This window comes from Arthrobacter sp. 01N442 (genome assembly GCF_056399345.1).
On the sequence record NZ_JBFTRD010000006.1, the window covers coordinates 245278 to 266455 of the forward strand.

The window sequence follows — 21178 nt, forward strand, 5'->3', positions numbered from 1 at the left end:
GCCACAGGCTTTTGATAAGACCTTACGGCCTAGACGACATCCCAGGTGAGCGGCGTTCCGGCTTCGCAGTCTTCCCGGAAGGGGCGTCCCATCACGGTTTCGAGCAGGGCGGGCTCAAGGCCGCCGGCGGGACGGATGGAGCGGACATTTGCGGGCGTGGCAATGTCGCCACGCTTCACGGGCTCCACAACGTAGAGCGAACGCTTCAGCCGGCGGCTTTCGGATTCTCCGGCCGTCTGGCGGATAACGGGGGAGCCCAGCGCTTCGTGCGCCGTCTGCGTCTCCCGCACCAGCGCCGTGAGTTCGTCGGGCTCCAGCGAGAAGTCCGAATCGACGCCGCCGTCGGCCCGGCTCATCGTGACGTGCTTCTCGATGACCGTTGCACCCAGTGCGACGGCAGCGACGGCCGCTCCGATTCCCATCGTGTGGTCCGAGAGGCCCACCTGGACGCCGAAGGCATCACGAATCACCGGAATGGTCCGCAGGTTGGATTCGGACGCGGCTGCCGGGTACGAGGAGGTGCAGGCCAGCACGATGATTTGTTCGTTGCCTTCTGCCCTGATCGTCTGGACAGCGGTGTCGATTTCGGCCAGCGTGGCGGCACCGTTGGAGAGGATGACGGGCTTGCCGGTCCGGGCCACGAGCCTGAGCAGCGGCAGGTCGCCGATCTCCAGGGACGCGATCTTGTAGAGCGGCGCGTCGAGCGATTCCAGCAGGTCGACGGCGGTGGCGTCGAACGGGCTCGAGAAGGGGATAAGTCCGTGCGAACGTGCGCGTTCGAAGATGGGGGCGTGCCACTCCCAGGGCGTGTGCGCCTGCTTGTAGAGCTGGTACAGGTTGCTGCCGCCCCACAGGGCGTGGTCTGCGCTGATGGAGAACTCCGGGCGGCCGGAATCAATCGTGATCGTGTCCGCCGTGTACGTCTGCAGTTTGACTGCCTGCGCCCCGGAGGCGGCCACCATGTCCACGATGTCCAGGGCCCGCTGCAGATCCCCGTTGTGGTTCCCGGACATCTCGGCAATGATGAAAGGCCTTTCGGCTTCGCCAATGCGTTGGGTGGCGACTTCAAAGGATGTACCCATTACAGACCTATCTGATTGTGCGATTTGTTGTCTTGTCGTGCCCGTCGGCCCACTACATCGATGCTAGCCCGCGTTTGCGCACCGCCCAAAAGACGATGCCCCCGGCCACTGCCACGACCGCGATCGATACGATGCCCACGTCGAGGGTGGTCGGCAGGGCCAAGTTGATGGCGGCTGCGGCGGTGGAGGCCAGCAAGGCCAGAACGAAGTTGCGCACCGGGACCGTGCCAGGCAACAGCCGGGACACGACGAGGTAATACGCTACGCCCAGCAGCGTGAAGACCAGGGCCTTGACTGCGCCCAGCTCCCAGAGCGTTCCTGACTGCGCGGGCAGCCAGGCTATCGCTACGCCGATCAGCAGGACGCTGGGCGTGACCCAGGTGTAGGCACCGGTCTTGTTCACCGCGAACGCCATGGACATTGTCAATAGGTAGAGCGCATAGCCGCAGGCCACGACCGGAAGCACGCGCGCGAGCTGGACGACGTCGTGGTCGATGCCCTTCAGGAGGAACATCCCGAGGGCCGCCGCGGATGATCCTGCCACCGACAGGGCTGCGGCGATGGCTGCCGAGTTGTTTCCCACGCTTCGTATTACGGCCTTGAGCCCGCTGTCGTGCGATGCCTCGAAGATCCGCGTCGTCCACACGTTGTTGAGCGCTGCCAGCACGGAAAACGGTCCGAGGGCGAACGCCGCCGCGGACACATAGCGGCCTGCGGTGGCGGTGTCCTGGAAATGTTGCACGAGGAAGGTGTCGCCTTGCATCAGCAACATGATTGCCAGGCTGTGGGGCAGGACCGGGAGGCCCAGGCGGAACGCCGCCTTGACCTCATCCCAGGCCTTGGACGGCCAGAGGGGCGGGGCCAGGGTCATTGCGGCGATCCCGGTGGCCAGCATGCCGACAGCAAATGCGCCCAGGTACGTTTCCGAGTTCGCGGCGATGAGCGATATGGCCGCCAACCCGAGCAGGTGGCAGCCGAGCGAGGCGGCGCCGCTCAGGATAACGAAGGCGAGCGCCTTCCGTTGGCTGCGCAGCACGGACTGGGAGCTGACGACGGCGCTGAGCAGTCCGGTGGCGACGATGGCCAGCGCAAACGTGGCGGCGGCTCCTCGGTCGGGCGTGATCAGGAAGTAGATGCCGGCCGCGGCAAGCGACAGAACCAGGCTGAGGATGATGTTGGCGCCGTGGATGGCCCGGGCGTGCGTGGGGCCGGTCTTAGGCGTGAAGTAGGCCTTGGTGATGGCCAGCGGCAGGCCCGCGGATAAGACCACCTGGCCCACCTGCAGCAACACGGCCGCGAGACCGACCCTGCCCCATTGGGTTGAGTCGAGGATGCGGATCGAGAAGGGCTGGACCAGCAGCGCGCCGGCACCCTGCAGCGCCGCTCCGAGCAGGTAGTAAATCGACTGCCGGCGTTGTGAAACGGGGCTGACGGTCAGTTCAGCCGACATAGTCGATGGCCGGTGCGACCAGGCCGTTGGACACTACCTTCGGGAGCCGGTCGGGAAGATGTTCCAGCGGGTCTTTCAGGAAATGCAGCGGACTCAGCTTGACCTCGTTGACCACCGCGCCCACCTCCCGCTTTTTCAGTCCCAGGATTGCCTGCGCCTTGGCAACGGGGGCGCCGATCCAGTAGTTCGCGAAGGGAAGGAAGCCCCGGGAGTCCCACCCCAGCAGCGAACGCAGTTCCTCCGGCGACCTCATGTAGTCGCGCCCGAGCTCGGCGTTTGCCACGTCTTGGAGGACCGACGTCGGGATCCCTTCGTCGTAGAACTCAGGCCAAAGCTCCTTGAGGTACGCCTCGGACGAGGTCTCCTGGATGCCGGCGATTTGGAAGTGGGGCCCGTAGATGCTGACGGGAGTTTCGACGGCCGCTGCGTAGACGAGGGCCGTGGCGAGCCGGTTCGACACGACCTTCTCGCTGTTGAGCAGCAGCCACATGATGCGGGCCAGGAACTGCGGATCCCGTCGTTCGCCGGCCGTGGTGATGTGGTGGCCTGCCTCGGTCCATGCCCGCAGGATCTCGGGCCGCTGAAGATCATCGATATGCAGGCAGACGACTGCCGGGCCTTCGCGGTCGAAAATTTCCTTGGCGTAGGCCGCCTGGTCCCCTTCCACGGAGAGCAGCCGGGTGCCGTGGAACGGGAAGACCACGGTTCCCAGCGTGCGGCGGGGAGCCGAGCCGCTTCGCTGGACCATGTCCGCAAGGTACAGCGCGGGCGAGCCGATTGGCGTGCTCGCAAAGCCGGTTTCCCTGATGGATTCCTCCTCGGACCAGCCCCGTGACGAGTGGGTCCAGGTGAAGAGGTTGCCCTTGGGGGCGGAGCCGGCGAGATCCGCAAAGTGGGTGCGGATGGGTGTGACCGGCGTCCAGCCGTGCTGGAGCAGTCCCGCGAAGTGGCGGGGGCGGTCCAAGCCTGCGTGGGCGGCGAGTACAGCGGAATGGCCGTAGAAGTGGTTCTGGATGTCCATTCCGGACGGGGCTCCTTCAGGATAGGACGACGGGCAGCCGAAAACCGCTGCCGCGCGCGCTGGGGGACGCCTTATAGACTACGGCATCGGCACACACGGCGGGTTCCGGCCCGGCCCGGCTAGCTCGTGCCGCCGCCGATCAGGATGCTGCGGAAGGCGCCGTTCGCCCCAACCGCGTACATCCACAGGGAACCGGCCCCGTCCCTCGCGAGCAGGTTGACGGTCCTGCTGCCGGAGAAGTCTCCGACGACCGAGATGGATGTCGTTCGGTCCCAGCCATTCCCAATCAGGGTCCGGCCGAGGAAGCCCCCGGAGCCGTCGCCCTTGTAGAGCCAGAGCGCCCCCGCAGGGGTCCTGGCGAGGAGGTCGGGCTTGCCGTCACCGCTGAGGTCGCCGGCTCCCGTCACGGCGTTGAACACGGACCAACCGGACCCGATCACGCGCCGGGTTCCGAACCCGCCGGCGCCGTTGCCGGGATACAGCCAGAGCTTGCCGTCCTTGGACCGCGCGATCAGGTCGCGGCGTCCGTCCCCGGACCAGTCGCCGGGAGCGACGATTTTGTCGAAGACATCCCAGCCGCGGCCAATGGACTTCCGTGGCTTGAAGCCGCCCGCGCCGTCGCCTGGGTAGAGGTAAAGGATGCTGTCCTTGCCGCGGGCTATCAGGTCCCGTTTGCCGTCGCCGTCGAAGTCGCCGGCGCTGACAATGTCCGCGAAGATATTCCAGCCACTGCCGATTTGCCTGCGCGGAAGCCAGCCGGCGTGTCCGTTGCCCGGATAGAGGTAAAGGTTGCCGTCGTTGGCCCGAGCGAGCACGTCGGGGAGGCCGTCGCCGTCGAAGTCGCCGGCTTCCCACACGGCTGAAAACGACCCCCAGCCGGCGCCCACCTGCAGTCGGCTGAGGAATCCGCCGGCACCGTTTGCCAAGTAGGTGCTGAGCCGGCCCGATGCGTCGCGGGTCAGGATGTCATCCTTGCGGTCCCCGTTCAGGTCCTGCCCGCCGACGACGCCGGTGAAGCCGGCCCAGCCTTTGCCCACCAGTGACCGCGTCTGGAAGCCGCCGTTGCCGCGCCCGGGGTAGAGGAACAGGTCGCCGTCCCGTGTCCGGGCGAAGGTGTCGGCGAATCCGTCAGAGTTGAAGTCGCCTGCCTCAGACAAGGACATGAAGATATTCCAGCCCTGCCCTATGGCAGTTCGCGGCAGGAAACCGCCGGTCCCGTTGCCCGGGTACAGCCACAGCGTGCCGTCGGTGCCGACGGCCATCAGGTCATTGGCCTTGTCCCCGTTGAAGTCGCCCGCACTCGTGATGAGGGAGAATCCGTTCCAACCGCTGCCGATCTGCCGGCGGGGGAGGACGGCGCCGTTCCCGGTTCCGGAATAGAGCCACAGGTTTCCGTCGACGGAGCGGGCCAGCACATCGCCCGCTCCGTCGCCGTCGAAATCGCCCGAGGCCACGACGGCGTCGTAGATCGTCCATCCGTTGCCAATGGTTGTGGCCGCGCCGAAGCTTCCGTCCCCGTTGCCCGGCTGCAGCTTCAGCGAGCCATCCTGGGCCCGTGTCAGGAGATCTGCGTGGCCGTCTGCCGTCATGTCGCCGGCCGACATGGATAGGACCGAGTTATTGAAGTCCCCCTTCGCGAAGCGCTGCAGTTGCGCGAGCGTGCCGTTCCAGACGTTCGAGTCCCCGCTGTTGGCATAGGGGCCGGTGCTGCTGAACTGCCAGATGCTGTAGGTGCTCCAGCTCGCCGGAATGGGTCCTGCATTGTTCGAGGGCGAGGAAGGGTAGGAAGCCAGCCAGAGCGGGTTGTCGCCAAAGCCGAGGGGGTTTCCGACGCAGTCCTTCCACCAGTAGTTGCCGGTGTAGATGACGGGAAGCCGTCCCGTCAGCGCCTTCATGGTGTTGCTGAAGTCGCGGGCCCAGGCAGTCAGCGCGGAGGGGGACATGTCGTAGCAGCTGTTGCCCTGGTAGTAGCCGTTGATGGTTCGTCCTGCGTAGGGGTTGCCCTCGAAGTCGAGGACCGGCGGCATGGTGTAACCGTCGCTGGACCAGCCTCCGCCGTTCCTGACGAAGATCCTTGCCTGGTCGGCACCGGACGACGCCGCCGGGTTCGCAAAGTGGTAGGCACCCCGAATGAACCCGGCGGACCGGGAACCGCCGTACTGCGAGCTAAAGATGGGATTGGTGTAGTAGTTGCCCTCGGACGCCTTGACGTAGGCAAACCGGGCGCCGAGGTTCCACTGTTGCTTCCAGTCGATAGACGGCTGGTGCTCGCTGACATCCAGGCCGTCCACACCGAACGTCGGCGTCCAGGTGCCTTCCGTGGTCAAAGCCTGGGTGCTCGCCTTGCCGCCGTCGGCGGCGTTCCGTCCGGCCCCGCCCATCTCCGCGCCGCCGGAGCGGGTTGCCGCCGCCATGGCGGCGCGGTAGGCCTCAGATGACCGGTCGACAGTTACCGGAGTGGAGCTCGGGGTCGGCGACGGCGTTGCAGAAAGCGACGGCGACGGCGACGGCGCTGAAAGCGACGGAGTCGGAGAAGGCGAAGGCGCCGGAGCGGCCGGCGTGGGGGAAGCGGTTGGGGCCGGCGTTCCCGCGGTTGGGGCCGGCGTTGCCGTTGCCTCCGGTGTGGGTTCCACAGCGGTCGCAGGCGTCGCCATTCCCGTGCCGGCAACGAGGGAGGCGGCCAAAAACACGGCTCCGACGCGGCTGCCCAGAAGGCTCAGGGGTGGAAGTTGGGTCCGTTTCATTTGCCGCTCCGGAACAACACGCTCATGGCAGTGTCATAGTGATCCCGTGCCCGGGTGCCATGCAGGAGGCAGCTGTCCGGGATGTGAGAATGTCTGACTTGTCGCGCCCACCCTAACACCGCCACCTAGGGCAGGCCAGAGTGCCTCGTGTGACTAGTGGGGTATTTGTTATGAATCTGGTGGGATGTTTTCCACATACGGCCGGCCGCGCCCTTGTCCGTCTGCCGGGCCTCCTCTAGCTTTAACCCCAGTTGTACTGCCCCAGGGGGATGGGCAGCGGCCATGTTGGGGGCACCGTGGAAGCCGTGCGCATCGTCGAGGACGAGGTCCGGGAGCTGATCCGTCGTCGCGGCCTGGATCCCTTGCGGCAAAGCGGGGAAGTCCGCCGCCTCGTGGAGGAAGCGATCAGCGACTATGACGAGCGTGCACTGCTCGCCCCGCTTCCGCCGATCGGCCCGCTGGAGCAGGCCCGGCGATTCGTCTTCGACGCCGTGGCGGGATTCGGCGCTCTGCAGCCACTGCTGGACGACCCGGCCATCGAAGAGATTTGGCTCAACGCCCCTGACGAGATTTTCGTCGCGCGAAACGGTGAATCCGAGCTGACCTCCATTGCGCTGACGGACCAGCAGGTGCGCAACCTCGTGGAGCGGATGCTGAAGAGCTCCGGGCGGAGGCTGGATATTTCCTCGCCGTTCGTGGACGCTGCCCTGCCGGACGGCTCCCGGTTGCACGTCGTGATTCCCGACGTGACGCGGCGGCACTGGGCCGTCAACATCCGCAAGTTCGTGGTGAGGGCCAGCCGGCTCGAGCACCTCGTGGAGCTGGGCACCCTCACGCCACAGTCGGCCCGCTTCCTTGGCGCGGCGGTGGCAAGCGGGCTCAACATCCTGGTTTCCGGCGCCACCCAAGCAGGCAAGACCACCATGTTGAATTGCTTGGCCGCCAGCATCGGCACGCGCGAGCGGGTGGTCACGGTGGAGGAGATCTTCGAACTCCAGTTTCCGCTGCGCGACGTCGTCGGACTCCAGTGCCGGCAGCCCAACCTGGAGGGTGAGGGCGAGATTCCGATGCGAAGGCTGGTCAAGGAGGCCCTGCGGATGAGGCCGGACCGGCTCGTGGTCGGCGAGGTCCGCGAGGCCGAAAGCCTGGACATGCTCATAGCGTTGAATTCCGGCATGCCGGGAATGTGCACGATCCACGCAAATTCGGCCCATGACGCGGTGACCAAGATCTGCACGCTGCCGTTGCTGGCGGGGGACAACATCTCCAGTGCCTTCGTCGTCCCCACCGTAGCGTCCTGTATCGACCTGGTCGTCCACTGCAGCCGGCAGCCGGGCGGCCGGCGGCAGGTCACGGAAATTCTCTCGCTGGGGCGCCGGGTAGAAAACGGCATCATCGAGTCGTCCATGGTGTTCGACCTGCTCGACGGAAAACTCCAACCGAAGGCCAACTCCATGCCTGCTGCGGAGAAGTTCGCCCGCTCCGGGTTCGACGTCGCGGCGCTGCTGGAGCCGCGCTGATGGCGGCGCTGCTTGGGGTACTCGGGGGCGCCGGACTCCTGCTGGTCTGGTGGTCAGCCTGGGAACAGCCGCCCGCAGCGAGACCCCGGCGACGTGTCAGCCGGCTGGAGGACCTCCTGCGGTCCGCCGGCATCGAAAAGGTCAGCCGGCTCGGCCTGCTCGCGACATGTCTGGGAGTCGGTGCCTTCGTGACACTCGTGTTCTACGCGGGGACCAGGTCAGGGCCGATGTCCGGCTGCTTCGGACTGTTCGGCGGCTGGCTTCCGCTGGGCATCGTCAAGTGGCGCGCCCGTAGGCGCACGGCCGTGCTCCGCGAGCTCTGGCCCGACGTCGTCGACCACCTGCGCTCGGCGATCCGCGCAGGCTTGTCGTTGCCGGAGGCTCTTATCCAGCTGGGGGAGAAAGGGCCGTCCGAGCTGCGGCAGTTGTTCCGCGACTTCGGCGCTGACTACCGGTCCGGCGGTCAGTTTGAACCGGCCCTGGACCGGTTGAAAGCAAGACTCGCCGATCCTGTCGCTGACCGGATCGTTGAGGCGCTGCGGCTCACGCGGGAGGTAGGCGGATCGGACCTCGGCCGCCTGCTCGGCACCCTCGCGGATTTCCTCCGGGAAAACGCCCGGACCCGAAGCGAGTTGGAGGCCCGGCAGTCCTGGACGGTGAATGCAGCCCGGCTCGCCGTGGCGGCGCCGTGGATTGTCCTGGTGTTGATGGCGAGCCGGCCCGAGGCGGTCGCCGCGTACAACTCACCCGTTGGGGCTGCGGTTCTGATCGGTGGTCTGCTGCTTTCGCTGTTCTCCTATACCGTCATGTTGCGGATCGCCGCCCTGCCGCAGGACGAACGGGTACTTCGGTGAACGGCACGATCGCAAACGCGGCGGTCTGCGGCGCAGTCCTGGGCGGCGGCCTCTGGCTCCTCCTGGTGCGGCTGCCGTTCATGCGGCCCATCAGCTTCTCGGAGCGCATCGGCCCGCAGCTGAGAGCCCACAGCCTGGAATCCCGGCTGCTGCGCACGGCCCCCGGCAACGTCACTCCCTTTGGGCCGCTTGAGCGGATCCTGCGCCCGGTGATCCGGGACGGGGTCCGGGCGCTGGGCCGGCTCAACCCGGGCTCGTCGGCACTCAACCGCAGGCTAGCCCGGGCCGGCAGCACCAAGTCGGCTGTCGACTTCCGCGCCGAGCAGCTGCTGTGGGCCGCCGGTGGATTTCTGACTGCCGCGGGCATCGTGCTGCTGGGAGGCGCCACGGGCCGGTTCAATCCGCTGTTTGCCGTGCTGATCGTCCTGGGCTCCGGCCTGGGCGGGTTCCTCCTCCGCGACTATGTGCTGGGGGCGCAGGTGAAGAGACGCGAAGCCCGGATGATGGCGGAGTTTCCCAGCGTGGCCGAGCTCATGGCTCTGGCAGTCAGCGCAGGTGAGAGCGCCACGGGCGCCCTGGACCGGGTGGGACGCAGGACACAGGGCGAACTCTCGAAGGAGTTCTCGCGGGTCCTTGCCGATACCCGTGCCGGCAAGCCGCTGGCGGATGCCCTGCATGACTTTTCAGCACGGACCGAGCTAGCTCCGCTGGTCCGCTTCGTGGACGGGCTGATCGTCGCGGTGGAACGCGGGACACCACTCGCGGAAGTGCTGCGGGCCCAGGCCCAGGATGTGCGCGACACCGCCAAACGCGAGCTGATGGAGTCCGCCGGCCGGAAGGAAATCGGCATGTTGGTGCCCCTCGTCTTCGGCGTCCTGCCGCTGACCGTGGTGTTTGCCGTCTTTCCGGGGCTGGCGGCCATCAGCCTGGGACTTTGAACAGGACATCGAATATCGCTCTAACACGATCACGATCACGCACACGAAAAGGGGAAACGGTGAAGAGTATTGGAATCCGCACCTTATTACTGGTTCAGCTGGCGGCCACGCAGCTGTGGCGGTCCGCCGGAGCGGACAGGCGCCCGGGGAGGCCGCGCGCCGTGCAGAGCGGCCGGCAGCCGGGCCGGACGGGCGGCCGGTCGCACTGCAGTCCTGATCCCGGGGAGCGTGGGGACGTCCCTGGCTGGGTAATGATCACGCTCATGTCGGCGGTGCTGGTTGCCGCGCTGCTGGCGCTCGCGGGCCCGGCGCTGGAAGGGCTCTTCAACCAGGCCATGCAAAAAGTCGGGCAGTAGCCGGTGGACCCGGCCGGCAGTGATGGTCCCGCCAGCCAGGAAGCCGGCCGCCCTGGCCCGGAACGCGGCTCCGCCGTCGTCGACTTTGTCCTGGTCGGCGGACTGCTGACACTGTTCTTCCTGGGAATCATCCAACTTGCCCTCGTCCTGCATGTTCGGAACACCCTGATCGACGCCGCAGCTTCGGGCGCCCGGTACGGAACCCTGGCGGACCGCGGCGCGGCAGACGCCAAGGAGCGCACCGCGCAGCTGATCGGGGTGGCCCTAACCCCGGAGTTTGCCCGGGACGTCAGCACCGCCGAGACCAGTTACGCCGGCATCCGCACGCTGGAGGTGACGGTTCGCGCGCCGCTGCCGGTCATCGGCCTGATCGGGCCACGGGAACTTCTGGAAGTGAAGGGACATGCCGCCATCCAGCACTAAGGACGACGACGCCGAACGGGGGAGTGCCGTCGTCGAGTTCACTTTCCTGTCGCTCCTGCTGATGGTGCCCGTGGTTTACTTCATCATCACCGTCGGCCAGCTTCAGGGCGGCTCCTTCGCGGTGGTCGGCGCCGCGGACCAGGCAGCCAAGGTCTACGTTACCCAGCCCGACGCCGCGAGTGGCCGGGCCGCCGCGGAACAGGCCGTGCAGCTAGCGCTCGCCGACTACGGCCAGCCGACGGAAAACGCGAGCATGGAAACCAGCTGCGTGCCCGCGGACTGCACGGCCGCCGGATCGGCCGTCACGGTCACGGTGCGGCTCACGGTGCCGCTGCCGTTCGTGCCGTTCAGCGACGCCCTGCGGCTCGACGCCGGCCACCTGAGCGCCTCCGCCACACAGATCGTCGGGCGGTTCCGATGACCGCCCGGCACGACTGCCGTCGGACCGAGCGTCGGACCGACCCGCAGCCGGGAGCCGCGTCCGGCAAGGACAGCGAGAGCGGCCAGCTGATGGTGCTGATCATTGGCTACGTGCTGCTCGCACTGCTCGTCACCACCGTCGTCGCGGCGGCGTCCACCGTTTACATCGAGCACAAGAAACTGCTGTCCCTGGCTGACGGGGCATCCGTGGCCGCTGCGGACAGCTTCACCCTGGGCCAGCTGGAAGGCAGCTCCGGCAGCCCCGCCGCCGTGCTCAACGCCGGCCGGGTGCGCAGCACCGCAGCCGACTATCTGAACCGCAACGGCGCCTTCGCCCGGTTCAGCGGCCTGGCCGTCGGCCCGGCGACGGGCAGCCCCGACGGGTCCACCGCCGTCGTGGTCCTCAGCGCCGCCGTCCACCCGCCCATCGTCAACTTCCTGGTCCCCGACGGCATCCGGATCGAGGCGACGTCGACGGCGCGCTCCCGCCTCACCCGCTGACAGGCCGCGTCACCCCGTTGCTCTCTCACTTATGGCGGCCAAAGTGGCGCCAGAGCAGCCCTAAGTGAGAGAGCAACCGGGGCCCCGGGCGGGGGCGCCCACGACGGATAGCGTAGGCTTGAAAAACCATGGCAAACATTGATTTTCCCGCAGAAATCCGCGCGCTGCGCGCCACCTACGCCTCGATCGAGAATGTTTCGAACGTCGATGCGCTGAAGGAAGACATCGCCGAACTGAGCGAGCGCGCCGGCGAGCCGAACCTTTGGGATGATCCCGCGGCCGCGCAGGTCATCACGTCCAAGCTCTCGCACAAGCAGTCGGAACTGGAGCGGCTGAACAAGCTGGCCGCCCGGATCGACGACCTGGAAGTCCTCGTGGAGCTGGGCCAGGACGAGGACGACGCCGACTCGATGGCTGACGCCGCCACGGAGCTTGAATCGATCAGCAAAGCCCTCAAGGACCTCGAAGTGGTCACGCTGCTTTCCGGTGAGTTCGACGAGCGCGAGGCCGTGGTTACCATCCGGGCCGGCGCCGGCGGCGTGGATGCGGCGGACTTTGCCGAGATGCTGCTGCGCATGTACCTGCGCTGGGCCGAACGCCACGGCTATCCGACCACCATCATGGACACCTCCTACGCCGAAGAAGCCGGGCTGAAATCCGCCACCTTCGAGGTCAAGGCGCCCTATGCCTACGGCACGCTGAGCGTGGAGGCAGGCACCCATCGGCTGGTCCGGATCAGCCCCTTCGACAACCAGGGCCGCCGCCAGACGTCTTTCGCCGCCGTCGAGGTCATCCCGCTGATCGAGCAGACAGACTCCATCGACATCCCGGACAATGAGATCCGCGTCGACGTCTTCCGCTCCTCCGGCCCGGGCGGGCAGTCGGTCAACACCACGGACTCCGCCGTCCGCCTGACCCACATCCCCACCGGCACCGTGGTGTCCATGCAGAACGAAAAGTCGCAGCTGCAGAACCGCGCGGCCGCCCTGCGCGTGCTGCAGTCCCGCCTGCTGCTGCTCAAGAAAGAGCAGGAAGACGCCGAGAAGAAGGCGTTCGCCGGCGACGTGAAGGCATCCTGGGGTGACCAGATGCGCTCCTACGTGCTCAACCCGTACCAGATGGTCAAGGACCTTCGGACCGAACACGAGGTGGGAAACACCTCCGCGGTGTTCGACGGCGAGATCGACGACTTCATCGACGCCGGCATCCGCTGGCGGACCGACAACCGCAACGCCGAGAACTAGACGGACTGCCGGCGGCCCGTTCCACGACCGGGCCGCCGCCAGCCAAATCCCGCGACACACCCCGGCCCTCCGGCCCTTGCGCTGTTACCCGTGCGTATAGTCGAGGGGCCGGTGCCCTACTTCCCCCAAAAGAAAGCCCGCGCCCCGGCAGCAGAACTGGTCTGAAAATGCCCGGCTCCTGCAGGGTATTAGGGCCATGATCCGTTTCGAAAATGTCACCAAGGTCTACGACCAGAACGCGCGACCGGCGCTGGATTCGATCAACCTTGAGATCGACCGTGGCGAGTTCGCCTTCCTCGTGGGAGCATCCGGCTCCGGAAAATCGACCTTCCTGCGTCTTGTGCTGAAAGAAGACCGCGCCTCCTCGGGCGCCGTCTACGTCGCTGGCCAGAACGTGGCGAAGATTTCCAGCTGGCGGGTGCCGCGGCTTCGCCGGGGGATCGGCGTCGTCTTCCAGGACTTCCGCCTGCTGCCGCAGAAAACCGTGTTCGCCAACGTAGCCTTCGCCATGCAGGTCATTGGCCGGAGCCGCAGCGTCATCCGCGAAACCGTGCCCGAAGTCCTCAAGACCGTGGGCCTGGAAGGCAAGGAAAACCGCTTGCCGCACGAACTCTCCGGCGGCGAGCAGCAGCGCGTGGCGATCGCCCGCGCCGTCGTCAACCGTCCCGGCATCCTGCTGGCGGACGAGCCGACCGGAAACCTCGACCCGACCACCTCTATGGGCATCATGGGCGTCCTCGACAAGATCAACCAGAACGGCACCACCGTCGTCATGGCCACCCACGACGACGACATTGTCAACGAAATGCGCAAGCGCGTGGTGGAACTGCGCAACGGCGTCATTATCCGTGACGAGGCCAAAGCCCTTTACACCTCGATGATTCCGGTCGTGGGACAGTCCCGCCGGCTGCGGGACGCGAGCGGCCGAGAACCGTCCGACTTCGCCGCCGCCAACGGTGAGGCCCAGCGCGCAGGGGAGGGCACGCTGTGAGGCTCGCTTTTATCCTGGCCGAGATCGGCAGCGGCCTGCGCCGGAACCTGTCCATGGTGGTCTCCGTCATCCTGGTGACCTTCGTGTCCCTGACCTTTGTCGGTGCGGCCGGCATGCTGCAGCTGCAGATTAACCAGATGAAGGGCTACTGGTACGACAAAGTCCAGGTCGCCGTCTTCCTCTGCAGCGACGGTTCGACGTCGCCAGGCTGCGCCACCGGCCCGGCGACCCCGGAACAGCAGCAGAACCTGCGCAAGCTGCTGCAGTCGCCGGCCGTGGCCCAGTATGTCAACGATTTCCAGTTTGAATCGAAGGACGAGGCCTACAAGCACTTCAAGGAGCAGTTCTCCAACTCGCCGATTGTCGACTCCGTGACCCCGGACCAGCTTCCCGCGTCCTTCCGGATCAACCTGAAGCACCCGGAAAAGTACGAGGTCATCAGCGAGAACTTCTCCTCGCAGCCCGGCGTCGAGTCGGTCATCGATCAGCGCCAGCTCCTGGAACGGCTGTTTTCCGCGATGAACGCCGCCTCGCTGGTGGCGGTCAGCGTCGCCGGCGTGATGATTGTCTGCGCCATCTTGCTGATCGCCACCACCATCCGGCTCTCCGCCTTCAGCCGCCGCCGGGAGACCGGAATCATGCGTCTCGTCGGAGCGTCTAAGACGGTTATTCAGCTGCCCTTCATCCTGGAGGGCGTCATTGCGGCAGTGATCGGCGCGGCTCTCGCCTCCGGCACGCTGTGGGCCGTGGCGCACTTCTTCCTCGGCGAGTTCCTGTCCAAGCAGTATCCGGACACCGCCTTCATTTCCCCGGCCCAGACGCTGATCCTGGCTCCGGCCTTGGTCGGCCTGGGCGTCCTGCTGGCCGGGACATCATCACTCCTGACCCTCCGCCGCTACTTGAGGGTCTAACTTTGCGCAACGAAGAGGAATGCTCATGAATCCGATGGCCCGACGCACGGACCCGGCCCGCCAAGGAGTCCGCCGCGGCCGACTGATCAGCGCCGCGGTGGTGCTGGTCCTTGCCGCCAACCTGGGTGCTTCGACGCCGGTGGCATTCGCCGACACCCTTGAGGACCAGCAGGCGGCCCTCCGGGCTGAGGCCGAACGTGTCCAGCATTCGCTGGAGTTCGTGGACGCACGCATCGCCAAGGCCGCAGGCGACCTGGTCATCTACCAGGGCCAGCTGCCCGGCGCGCAGCAGGCGCTGCTTGACGCCCAGGGCCGCGTGGCCGGAGCCGTCAAGGAAGTCGAAGCCCTCGCCGCCCGTGTGGACCTGGCCCAGCAGAATAAGGCCAAGATCACCCAGCAGCTGGCGAATGACCAGAAGAAGATCACCAGTACCCGGAAGTTGATCGGGCAGATCGCCACCCAGGCCTACAAGTCCGGCGGCGTGCCGTCCAACCTCTCGCTCTTCTTTGGCTCCAACAATGGCAGCTTGACCGACACCATCGACCTGGCGGACCAGGCGCTGCGAAGCCAGAACTCCGCGATGGACAAGCTGACCCAGCAGAACGCCACGAACGTCAACTCCCAGGCGCGCCTGCAGGCGGTGGAGGCGGAAATCGCCGACCTCAAGTCCAAGGCCGACGCGGCCCTGGTCCGCGAGCAGGCAGCCCGCGACGAGGCGGCAGCCAAGAAGGCGACGGTGGACAAGCTGATCGCCGACACCAGCCGGCTCAACCGCCAGCTGCAGGCCGCCAAACCCGCCATCCAGGGCCAGCTCGCGAAGGTGAAAGCCCGGCAGGACGCCGTCGCGGCCGAAATTGTCGAACGCGACCGGAAGCTGCGCGAGGCCTGGGAAGCCGAACAGCGCCGGCTCGCCGCAGCCCGGGCGGCCGCGGCCGCCGCCGCGGCCCGGGCCCGAAACCAGGCTCCGCCACCGCCCGCGCCTTACGTACCGGCGCCTCCCGGACCCGTCTCGGCGTTCGGCCTGCGCAGCCCGTTCAACGGCATTCCGATCACCTCCGGCTTCGGCTGGCGCGCAACGCCGCCGGGCACCATCGACTTCTACGGCCAGGGCGGATACATGCACACCGGCATCGACTTCGGCGCCCCCTGCGGCACCCCGGTCTATGCTCCGGCGGCCGGAACCGTCTTCTCCGCAGGGTGGGGGAACGACGGCGGCGGCAACCACGTGAAGATCTCCCACGGTGTCGTGCAGGGCAACTCGCTGACCACGATCTTCTACCACAACACCTCCGTGGTGGTCTCGGCAGGCCAGCAGGTAAGCCAGGGGCAGCTGATCGCCTACTCCGGGACCACCGGCAACTCAACCGGCTGCCACTCGCACTTCGAGACGTGGGTCAATGGCCAGGCAGTCGACCCGATGGGCCTGCTCTAAACTGGAACTAACCCGATCCATCGACTAAGGAGTTTCACCGTGCCTAAAGAAAGTGGCCGGAAGGTAGTGGCCACCAACCGCAAGGCCCGGCACGACTACCACATCATGGACACCTATGAGGCGGGCATCGCGCTCATGGGCACCGAAGTCAAGTCCCTCCGCGAGGGCCACGCCTCAATGGTTGACGGCTTTTGCACCTTCTACAACGACGAGTTGTGGATGGAGGGAATCCATATCCCCGAGTACCACCAGGGGAGCTGGACCAACCACGCCGCCCGCCGGCGTCGCAAGCTGCTCCTGCACCGCGAGGAGCTGACCAAGATCTCGCACAAGATTCGCGAATCCGGCTTCACGATCGTGCCGCTGCAGCTGTACTTCGTGGATGGGCGGGCGAAGGTCGAGATCGGCGTCGCGCGCGGCAAGAAGGAATACGACAAGCGCCAGACGCTGCGTGAGCAGCAGGACAAGCGCGAGGCCCTGCGCGTCATGCGCGAGCGGAACCGACGCTAGCCGGCGCTTCCGGAACCTGCGGGAATGAATCCCCGCATGGGTGCGTTATGCTTGGTAATCCGGGAAGGATCCGCTGGGATCCGGTCCGGATAGTTGGAAAAGTTGATAAAAAAATACGGGGATGATCGGTTTCGACGATGTTAGTCGCGACAGGTGAAGCGGGCCGAGGATGCAGAATTATCTCGTAAACGCTGTCTGCAAACCAATAAGTGCCGAATCAAAACGCACTGACTTCGCTCTCGCTGCCTAAGCAGTAAGACAGTCCGTCAGCCCGAGGTTGCTATTGCCCCGGATCCTGGCGTCATTTAGATAGCCACTGCTGTTTACCTCCGTCATCGGGGTGAACGGGACTCTTTGATGACTGGGCCCGGATCAGCCACCTGTTTGCAGGATGGCTGGGGCCGAGAAAATCCGACGCAAACTGCGCCCGGAGAAGCCCTGACAACACGACATCGGACGGGGGTTCAATTCCCCCCATCTCCACATAGGGAGCCCCGGCAACGGAGCTCCCCCCGTAGCAAAAGGCCGGAAGCATCAGCTTCCGGCCTTTTTGTTGTGCTGTTAGTTCGTTGCGTCCGACGGCGGGCGCCAGTCAGCGCTTCTTGATGTGGGCCACCGGATCGGTGTGCTCGTCCACGATGTGCTTGGCCTTCTTCTCGGCCCGTTTTTCCTTGATGGTTTTGACCGGCTTCTTGGTCAGGTGCCGGTGCGGCGACTTGTCAGGCATTTCGCGCTCCCTAAAAGGTGGGGGCCCGGGATGAGCCCGTGCTTTTAAGGCTACGCCTCGGGTACCGCGACGTCCACGATGCCGATGAAGCGGCTCCCGACGCCCTCGTACTCGCTGCGGACCAGCCCGGAGTGCAGGGCGGGCAGTTCGTACGGGGCGTGGTGCGCGCAACAGACGTAGCTGAACTCCGGCCACCACTTCTTGGGCCGGGCGGTTTCGGAGAAGCCGCACACGGCACAGGTCAGCTGAACCCAAACCGGTCGTTTGCCCGTCCGGTTGGCCCGGGACTGCAGCAGCCACGCAGGCGGGTTGTCCAGCAGTTCGTCCAGTTCGGCGTCGGACAAGCGGGACGGAATGCCGTGGCGGTGCGCCATTTCCAGCGGAATATCAAGGGTCTGGGCAGCTTCACGTCTCGTAACCATCCTTCAACTTTACGGGATTCCGGCACATCGACAGCTGCCGGGCGGCCGGTGCTAGGCTCATCCCAAACCCGGCGCCCGCCCCCAAACAGGCAGTGAGGAAGGCAGCAGCCATGTCCGGCACTCCCGCCGCAGCCATGTCCAGCCTTGAGAAGCGCGTGCTGTACGTGGCGATCATCGCGTCCTTCATTGCTTTCCTGGATGGGTCCGTGGTCAACCTTGCCCTCCCGGCGATAAACCGGGAGCTCGGCGGCGGCCTCGTGGTCCAGCAATGGGTGGTGGACGCCTACCTGCTGACCCTGGGGGCACTCATCCTCGTGGCGGGATCCCTCTCGGACCAGTTTGGCCGGGTGCGGGTCCTGGAATGGGGTCTCGCGGGCTTCACCGCCACCTCCATCCTCTGCGGCCTGGCCTGGAACGGGGAGTCGCTGATTGTGGCCCGCGGGCTGCAGGGCGTCGCCGGAGCCCTGCTGGTGCCCAGTTCGCTTGCCCTGATCGTGACCGTGTTCAGCGGCCCGGCCCAGTCCGCAGCGATTGGCAAGTGGTCCGCCTGGACGTCCGGGGCCATCGTGGCGGCCCCCGTGCTTGGCGGTATCTCCGTGGACGTGTTCACCTGGCGGGTCATTTTCTTCCTCAACATAGTTCCGGCGGTTGCCGTGTGGCCGGCCCTGCGCAAGCTCCGGGAGACGGACCTGGGGCGCGCGCCCGGTAGCACCATTGACGTCGCCGGAACCGTACTGGCGATCATCGGACTGGGCGGCATCGTCTATGCCTTCATCGAACGCGGGACCCTTGGCTGGGGCGCCCCGCAGGTCTGGCTGCCGTTGGTGCTCGGCGTCGCCGGTCTCACCGCCTTCCTGCTCCACGAACGGCGGACCCCGGCGCCGATGATGCCGCTGCGCCTCTTCGCCATCCGGAATTTCGGCTGGGGCAACATCGCCACCACCGTTATCTACGGCGCGCTGAACCTCGGCTTCTTCGTGCTGGGGCTCTTCCTGCAACAGGTCGCCGGCCTGGGCGCCACGGCCGCCGGCTTCGCCCTGCTGCCGTCCACCCTGATCCTGCTCCTGCTTTCAGCCAAAATCGGGGCACTCTCGGGCCGGTTCGGCCCGCGCTGGTTCATGACCGCCGGGCCGTTGCTCTGCGCGGCGGGTTTCCTCATGCTGATGGGCATCGGACTGCCGCTGGATTATTTCGCGCAGGTCTTCCCCGGGTTGGTGGTCTTCGGCGTCGGTTTGGCCGTGACCGTGGCGCCGCTGACTTCGGCCATCCTGGGAGCCGTGGATCCGGAGGAAGCCGGCATCGGATCGGCCGTGAACAACGCGGTCGCCCGTATCGCGGGCCTGGTGGCCATCGCCTTTGCCGGCCTCATCACCGGGCCGGTGATTACGACGTCGGGCCTGCACGGCACAGCGGCGGTCACCGCGGGACTCTTCATCGCGGGCGCCTTGGCGTCCGCCGTCGGGATCCGGAATCCGCCGCCGGGGCAGGGTCAGGGGCAGAGCCAGGACGCGGGCGGCCGGGCGGACTAGGGGGCGACGCTGCAGCCGGAGTGGGCGGCGTCGCTGTGTACCCAGAGCGCGGAGGCCACCTCGTCGGCGAGGTCGACTTCGCGCAGCGCCGTTCCCGCGCCGATACGGACCACGAGCGGGCCGCCGAACGGCTTCCGGCCGAGCACCTCGACGTCGGCGTCCAGGTCGATCTGCTCCGCAGCGAGGTAGCGAAGCAGCTCCGGGTTCTCGTCGCTGATCCGGGTGATCCGGCCGGTGTGGCCGTCGTCGAGCTCGCTCATCCGGTACGCCGGCGGCATCAGGACCGAACCGTCTGCGGCCGGAATGGGGTCCCCGTGCGGGTCGCGGACCGGGTTGCCCAGCTTGGCGGACATCCGCTCAATGAACGTGTCGGAGACGGCGTGTTCCAGCAGTTCGGCCTCGTCATGGACCTCGTCCCAGCGGTAGCCAAGCTCCTGGACAAGGAAGGTCTCGATCAGCCGGTGCCGCCGGACCATGGAGAGGGCCAGCCGCACGCCGTCCGCGGTCAAGGTGACGGCGCTGTACGGCTTGTGGTCCACCAGGCCCTGGTCCTTGAGCTTGCGGACCATCTCGGAGACCGAGGAGTTCGCGACGCCGAGGCGCTGGGCCAGCTGCGTGGAGGTGATGGGCTTGTCCTGCCACTCCGTGAAGGAGTAGATGACCTTGACGTAGTCCTCGATCGAGGAGGAGGGCGGACTGGTCTTCACAGCCCCAAGCCTACCGTCCGGCGGCACCGGTGAAGGTGAGCCACAGCAGGACCAGGTTCAGCGCCACCACCAGGACCACGCTGACCACGGCGGCGACGCGCAGGGTCAGGCCGTCCGCGAACTGGCCCATCAGGGTCTTGCTGCTGGTCAGTACCACCAGGGGGACCAGCACGAAGGGAATGCCGAAGCTGAGCACCACCTGGCTGAGCACCAGTCCCCAGGTGGGGTCGAAGCCGACGGCGAGCAGCACGACGGCGGGAACCAGGGTGAGTACCCGGCGCGTCATCAGCGGAATCCGGATCTTGAGCAGGCCCTGCATGATGGTGCCGCCGGCGTAGCAGCCCACCGAGGTGGAGGCCAGGCCGGAGGCGAGCAGTCCGACGGCGAAGACCACACCCACCACCGGACCGAGGTTGGCCGTGATGGCGGCGTGCGCGCCTTCGATCGTGTCCGTTCCCCCTTCGCCGCCCAGCGTGGACGCGGCCAGCAGCAGCATTCCGATGTTGACGATGCCGGCGACGGCCAGCGCCGCGACGACGTCCCAGCGCGTGGCCTTGACCAGCCGTGCAATGGCGTGCGGTGGGACGTGGAGATGGGGATTGGGCCGGTGCCGGTCACGGGAGAGCGCCGAGTGGACGTAGATGGCGTGCGGCATCACGGTGGCGCCGAGCATGCTCGCGGCCAGCAGCACGGTGTCCGGGCCCTGGAATCCTGGAACCAGGCCGGCTACGACGCCGCCCGGGTCAGGCGGACTGATGAACAGCCCGGCCAGGAACCCGACGGTGATGATGCCCAGCAGGAACATGATGACGAACTCGAACGGACGCTGCTGGTTCCGGCTCTGCACCGCGAGCAGGGCCATCGAAATGCCGCCGACAATGACGGCGCCGAGGGGGAGGGGCAGGCCAAAGAGCAGGTACAGGGCCACCGCGCCGCCCACCACTTCGGCCAGGTCCGTCGCCGCGGCCACGATTTCGGCCTGCACCCAGAAAGCGCGGCGCCAGGCGGGCCTGAGCCGCTCGCCGAGGATCTCCGGGAGGCTCTTGCCCGTGACGATGCCGAGTTTCGCGGACTGGTACTGGACCAGCACGGCCATCCCGTTGGCGGCAACAAGCACCCAGACGAGCAGGTAACCGTATTGGGCGCCGGCCGTGAGGTTCGCGGCGACGTTGCCGGGGTCCACGTAGGCAATAGCGGCCACGAACGCGGGGCCGAGCAGGCCGAGGAGGGCCCGGCGGCTACCCCGGATCCTGCGGGCAGGCGGGTGCCCTGCGGGCTGGGGTTCGTGTCCGGTTGTTTCCAGCACTGCGGGCTCCCAAGAAGTTCCTGAGTGCCTACACGCAAAAGTTAGGCACACCGAAATCATAGGCGTCGCGGCGGCGACGGTGCAACGCGG

Annotated in this window: 21 protein-coding genes and 1 other RNA gene; 14 read left to right on the top strand and 8 right to left on the bottom strand. The window is 66.7% G+C overall.

From position 1 onward, the window contains the following. Positions 1-29: 29 nt before the first annotated feature. The 4 genes from pseI to AC1DNC_RS14095 all read right to left on the bottom strand — a co-directional run bounded on the left by pseI (position 30) and on the right by AC1DNC_RS14095 (position 5967). Complete coding sequence (gene pseI, locus AC1DNC_RS14080) at positions 30-1082, bottom strand: pseudaminic acid synthase (protein ID WP_476863147.1); 1053 nt, start codon at positions 1080-1082, stop codon at positions 30-32. 52 nt (positions 1083-1134) lie between these two features. Next, entirely contained in the window at positions 1135-2532 is a 1398-nt protein-coding gene (locus tag AC1DNC_RS14085; RefSeq protein ID WP_476863148.1) for a lipopolysaccharide biosynthesis protein, read from the bottom strand. Next, a complete protein-coding gene (locus AC1DNC_RS14090) occupies positions 2522-3553 on the bottom strand; it encodes a hypothetical protein (RefSeq protein WP_476863149.1) in 1032 nt (343 codons plus the stop codon). The genes AC1DNC_RS14085 and AC1DNC_RS14090 overlap by 11 nt, the downstream gene beginning before the upstream one ends. Positions 3554-3672: 119 nt before the next feature. Beyond that, positions 3673-5967, bottom strand: coding sequence for an FG-GAP-like repeat-containing protein (locus tag AC1DNC_RS14095; RefSeq protein WP_476863150.1), 2295 nt, complete (start codon positions 5965-5967; stop codon positions 3673-3675). Positions 5968-6593: 626 nt separating this feature from the next. Between AC1DNC_RS14095 and AC1DNC_RS14100 the strand changes: the two genes are divergently transcribed. The 13 genes from AC1DNC_RS14100 to ssrA all read left to right on the top strand — a co-directional run bounded on the left by AC1DNC_RS14100 (position 6594) and on the right by ssrA (position 16883). Next, positions 6594-7817 carry a CpaF family protein gene (locus tag AC1DNC_RS14100; protein WP_476863151.1) on the top strand — a complete coding sequence of 408 codons (1224 nt, stop codon included), beginning with the start codon at positions 6594-6596 and terminating at the stop codon, positions 7815-7817. After that, positions 7817-8671, top strand: coding sequence for a type II secretion system F family protein (locus tag AC1DNC_RS14105; RefSeq protein WP_476863152.1), 855 nt, complete (start codon positions 7817-7819; stop codon positions 8669-8671). The genes AC1DNC_RS14100 and AC1DNC_RS14105 overlap by 1 nt, the downstream gene beginning before the upstream one ends. Continuing rightward, positions 8668-9609, top strand: a complete 942-nt coding sequence (locus tag AC1DNC_RS14110; protein ID WP_476863153.1) for a type II secretion system F family protein — start codon at positions 8668-8670, stop codon at positions 9607-9609. The genes AC1DNC_RS14105 and AC1DNC_RS14110 overlap by 4 nt, the downstream gene beginning before the upstream one ends. A gap of 161 nt (positions 9610-9770) precedes the next feature. Continuing rightward, complete coding sequence (locus tag AC1DNC_RS14115; RefSeq protein WP_476863216.1) at positions 9771-9965, top strand: hypothetical protein; 195 nt, start codon at positions 9771-9773, stop codon at positions 9963-9965. A gap of 3 nt (positions 9966-9968) precedes the next feature. After that, positions 9969-10388: a TadE/TadG family type IV pilus assembly protein gene (locus AC1DNC_RS14120; protein ID WP_476863154.1), complete on the top strand. Its 420-nt coding sequence runs from the start codon at positions 9969-9971 to the stop codon at positions 10386-10388. Then, complete coding sequence (locus tag AC1DNC_RS14125) at positions 10369-10809, top strand: hypothetical protein (RefSeq protein WP_476863155.1); 441 nt, start codon at positions 10369-10371, stop codon at positions 10807-10809. Before AC1DNC_RS14120 ends, AC1DNC_RS14125 begins: the two co-directional genes overlap by 20 nt. An 89-nt stretch (positions 10810-10898) precedes the next feature. Then, positions 10899-11309: a pilus assembly protein TadG-related protein gene (locus tag AC1DNC_RS14130; protein WP_476863217.1), complete on the top strand. Its 411-nt coding sequence runs from the start codon at positions 10899-10901 to the stop codon at positions 11307-11309. Between the two features lie 128 nt (positions 11310-11437). Next, positions 11438-12553, top strand: a complete 1116-nt coding sequence (gene prfB / locus AC1DNC_RS14135; protein WP_476863156.1) for a peptide chain release factor 2 — start codon at positions 11438-11440, stop codon at positions 12551-12553. 196 nt (positions 12554-12749) lie between these two features. Beyond that, the gene (gene ftsE, locus AC1DNC_RS14140) at positions 12750-13544 is read left to right on the top strand and encodes a cell division ATP-binding protein FtsE (RefSeq protein ID WP_476863157.1); all 795 of its coding nucleotides are present in this window, start codon (positions 12750-12752) and stop codon (positions 13542-13544) included. Then, entirely contained in the window at positions 13541-14455 is a 915-nt protein-coding gene (gene ftsX / locus AC1DNC_RS14145) for a permease-like cell division protein FtsX (RefSeq protein ID WP_476863158.1), read from the top strand. Before ftsE ends, ftsX begins: the two co-directional genes overlap by 4 nt. A gap of 25 nt (positions 14456-14480) precedes the next feature. Continuing rightward, on the top strand, positions 14481-15887 hold the full coding sequence (locus AC1DNC_RS14150) for a peptidoglycan DD-metalloendopeptidase family protein (protein ID WP_476863159.1): 1407 nt from the start codon (positions 14481-14483) through the stop codon (positions 15885-15887). A gap of 39 nt (positions 15888-15926) precedes the next feature. Continuing rightward, positions 15927-16397, top strand: a complete 471-nt coding sequence (gene smpB / locus AC1DNC_RS14155; protein ID WP_175321881.1) for an SsrA-binding protein SmpB — start codon at positions 15927-15929, stop codon at positions 16395-16397. Between the two features lie 117 nt (positions 16398-16514). Further along, positions 16515-16883: a transfer-messenger RNA gene (gene ssrA, locus AC1DNC_RS14160) on the top strand. Between the two features lie 106 nt (positions 16884-16989). Here the strand turns inward: ssrA and AC1DNC_RS14165 are convergent. Then, complete coding sequence (locus AC1DNC_RS14165; protein WP_261375082.1) at positions 16990-17124, bottom strand: hypothetical protein; 135 nt, start codon at positions 17122-17124, stop codon at positions 16990-16992. 50 nt (positions 17125-17174) lie between these two features. Beyond that, entirely contained in the window at positions 17175-17546 is a 372-nt protein-coding gene (locus tag AC1DNC_RS14170) for a hypothetical protein (RefSeq protein ID WP_476863160.1), read from the bottom strand. Positions 17547-17656: 110 nt separating this feature from the next. Between AC1DNC_RS14170 and AC1DNC_RS14175 the strand changes: the two genes are divergently transcribed. Continuing rightward, positions 17657-19075 carry an MFS transporter gene (locus AC1DNC_RS14175; protein ID WP_476863161.1) on the top strand — a complete coding sequence of 473 codons (1419 nt, stop codon included), beginning with the start codon at positions 17657-17659 and terminating at the stop codon, positions 19073-19075. Here AC1DNC_RS14175 and AC1DNC_RS14180 read toward each other — a convergent pair. Then, positions 19072-19782: a metal-dependent transcriptional regulator gene (locus AC1DNC_RS14180; RefSeq protein ID WP_476863162.1), complete on the bottom strand. Its 711-nt coding sequence runs from the start codon at positions 19780-19782 to the stop codon at positions 19072-19074. The genes AC1DNC_RS14175 and AC1DNC_RS14180 overlap by 4 nt on opposite strands. Positions 19783-19792: 10 nt before the next feature. Next, complete coding sequence (locus tag AC1DNC_RS14185; protein WP_476863218.1) at positions 19793-21085, bottom strand: Nramp family divalent metal transporter; 1293 nt, start codon at positions 21083-21085, stop codon at positions 19793-19795. Positions 21086-21178: the final 93 nt, after the last annotated feature.